The organism is Pseudomonadota bacterium (assembly GCA_018817425.1).
Lineage (GTDB): Bacteria > Desulfobacterota > Desulfobacteria > Desulfobacterales > RPRI01 > RPRI01.
Map to the genome: position 1 here is coordinate 1 of JAHITX010000125.1, position 2,667 is coordinate 2,667.

Sequence of the window (2,667 nt, forward strand, 5' to 3'; positions counted from 1 at the left end):
ACTATGGAAAACCGGCCAATTGTCAAACCAGGAAATCGGTAATCTGATTGGGCTTTCCTATTCTATGGTTAGTCGCAGTGTAAAAGCAACGAATGACAAGATATTGTCTGATCAGGGCTATAGGCGACAGTATCAAGCCGTCAGTTCAGAATTTAAGGTTTGATCAACTTCCTGCCAAGTGCGGTCAAGATTACCTGTGGCAAAATACTATTGACGCACAAGAGAGATTATTCAAAACTATGCATCAAACAAAGGAGGGGGCAGTATGGATTTAAAATTATTAGATGTAAAACCAGCAGATCTGGGGAAACTCGCGCCATGTGGGATTATTTGTCTTGGGTGCGACCAGCAAACGGACGAGAGTTTTGAAGCTGCAAAAACGCTCGTGAAAATTTGGGAAGGCTTTAACATGCAGGACGTGGGTGTGGCTTTTGGAATGGATCCTGAAGGAGTCGAACGCACGTTGGAAACCCTTAAAAAATATATTACAATTAAAGAGGAAATGGGATCTTGTCCAGGATGTTATGTAGGCGGGAAAGGTCCTTGCGCGATTTGCGCTATTATTAACTGCGCCAAAGCAAAGGGGTACTGGACATGCGCTGAATGTGACGAATATAACCCTGACTCGGAATATCCGTGTCCACATGTAGCCACCAAAGTATCTTCCCCCTTTGACTCTAAAGGCGTAATGTTTGCTTTGGTATGCAAGAGATATAATAAAAACAACATAGAAAACCTAAAAAGATGCCGTGAGATCGGTTATCCGGCTTTTGTTTCAGAGTGTAAAGCTGAAATCGGAAATGGATGGAGAACATGGCAGATAATTAGCAAGGAGGATGTGCTATGCAAGTAAATACCTACAATGCCTTTATTAAAAAGGCGTGGGTTCAAGTCCGCTTTTGACTCACCTTGCTTAACATGGGTTACTTGAGCTGATTTTCACCTTTTTTTGAAAAGAAGAAGGAAATTTTTCTACCGAATCGTCCAACCAGTAAGTTTGAGCAGGCAAGCTGCTTAACTGCATGTTACCCACCACATCAATTTAAGAAGGGCAAGCATTATGACATCCGGGACAGGACATTAAAGATGTTAAATTTTTTGACTATCGGAATCATATTAGGTTTATCCGCAGGTTTTGCACCAGGGCCACTGTTGGCTCTTGTAATATCTGAAACGCTTCAACATGATATTAAATCTGGTGTTAAAGTTGCTCTTGCTCCAATTATCACCGATTTGCCAATAATCATTTTAACATTATTCATTTTGGCGAAGCTATCCAATTTTCATAACATATTAGGAATTATTTCACTGGCGGGTGGCTTTTTTATTTTATTTATGGGTTACAAAAGTATACGTTCGAAAGGATATGAATTTAATTTTCAAGAGACAAAGCCTAAATCCTTAACAAAAGGGATCTTAGCAAATGCTCTAAGTCCTTATCCCTACTTGTTTTGGTTTAGCGTGGGTGCTCCAACTATGACTAAGGCAATGAGCCTAAATATTATTGCGCCTTTGGTTTTTATTTGTAGTTTTTATACTTTGTTGGTGGGATCAAAAATTCTATTAGCCATTTTGGTTGGCAAATCAAAATCTTTTTTATGTGGCAATGTGTATGTATACACTATGCGTTTTCTTGGCTTTGTATTAGGTGGTTTAGCATTTGCTCTATTTTTTGACGGTCTAAAACTATTGGGAATAATAAAGGGCTAACTAATATTGTTAGTAACAGTTTAGTCCCCATATTTTACACGATTATTCATGGCATCAGCTTGAATTATTGTAAAGTGCAGGCTGAGCTGTCGGAGTGTCGGCTGTGAGAAGGATTTGCAGGAATTGTCTTGGGTGAACACCCTGCCTTCTGGCGGTTTGTAATATGCTTGAAAGAATGCTATGGTTTTTTATGCCGCTTTCTGATCGGGTTCCAAAACATATTTTGCGGAAGATAACAAGGTGCCTTAGAGACTGTTCTGCATGATTGTTGGTAGGCGGTACACCGGGATGCCGGAGGAAAGTAAAAAGGAACTTTTGTTCCGGCCCTGTCAGATAAGCCCTCAATGTTTCTGCGGGTTCGAACGAAAGCGGATGTTTGCGGATGTTGGAAAGTTGTTTGATAAAGCGATTAGCGATTCCTTCCGCTGATTCCCAGGCTATATCATCGGAGTTTAACTTCCTTGCTGTGTCACAGGCTTTTTTGAAAAAGGCTATGACCCGATCACAAAAGCGGTCTGTTGCAGTGTCTTTTTCGGCTTGCGGCAGTAATCCATGTTCTCGTTTGACTTCTTTGGCTTTTGTAATTATATGCGCCAGACAGGACTGCCATTGACTTCCAATACGATTATAGGCAGCATACCGGTCACGAATCAGGATGCCCTCAAAGTGTTCTCCGAAAATTGCTCTTGCCACGCTACCTGACCGATGTCTGTTTATGTGAAAATAAGCAAGTTTTTCATTTCCGGCACCAATGGTCATCTTTTCCAAGGCCGGTTTAAAAGCATCATCGTGGAAAACGACGCTTATCTCATGCGGTTGTCCTGCTATATCCATCGCAATCCACTTCGAGCAGGAGTTGTGGATAGATTGGCGGATTATAAATGGAACAGTTATCTGTTTTACGGTTATAAAAAGAAAGGTCCGGACTGGTTAAAAACCTCAATCATACTGGACTAT

The 2,667-nt window shown here is 41.0% G+C and carries 4 protein-coding genes; 3 read left to right on the forward strand and 1 reads right to left on the reverse strand.

Annotated features, from left to right (window positions below; genetic code table 11):
* The 3 genes from KKC46_20835 to KKC46_20845 all read left to right on the forward strand — a co-directional run.
* The coding region (locus KKC46_20835; protein MBU1056247.1) for an Lrp/AsnC family transcriptional regulator at positions 1-163 on the forward strand (163 nt) is incomplete at its 5' end.
* A gap of 102 nt (positions 164-265) precedes the next feature.
* Complete coding sequence (locus tag KKC46_20840; GenBank protein MBU1056248.1) at positions 266-853, forward strand: DUF3795 domain-containing protein; 588 nt, start codon at positions 266-268, stop codon at positions 851-853.
* Positions 854-1,086: 233 nt separating this feature from the next.
* Positions 1,087-1,710, forward strand: coding sequence for a LysE family transporter (locus KKC46_20845; GenBank protein MBU1056249.1), 624 nt, complete (start codon positions 1,087-1,089; stop codon positions 1,708-1,710).
* A gap of 54 nt (positions 1,711-1,764) precedes the next feature.
* On the opposite strand, the gene KKC46_20850 is transcribed toward KKC46_20845, so the two are convergent.
* On the reverse strand, positions 1,765-2,544 hold the full coding sequence (locus tag KKC46_20850) for a transposase (GenBank protein MBU1056250.1): 780 nt from the start codon (positions 2,542-2,544) through the stop codon (positions 1,765-1,767).
* Positions 2,545-2,667: the final 123 nt, after the last annotated feature.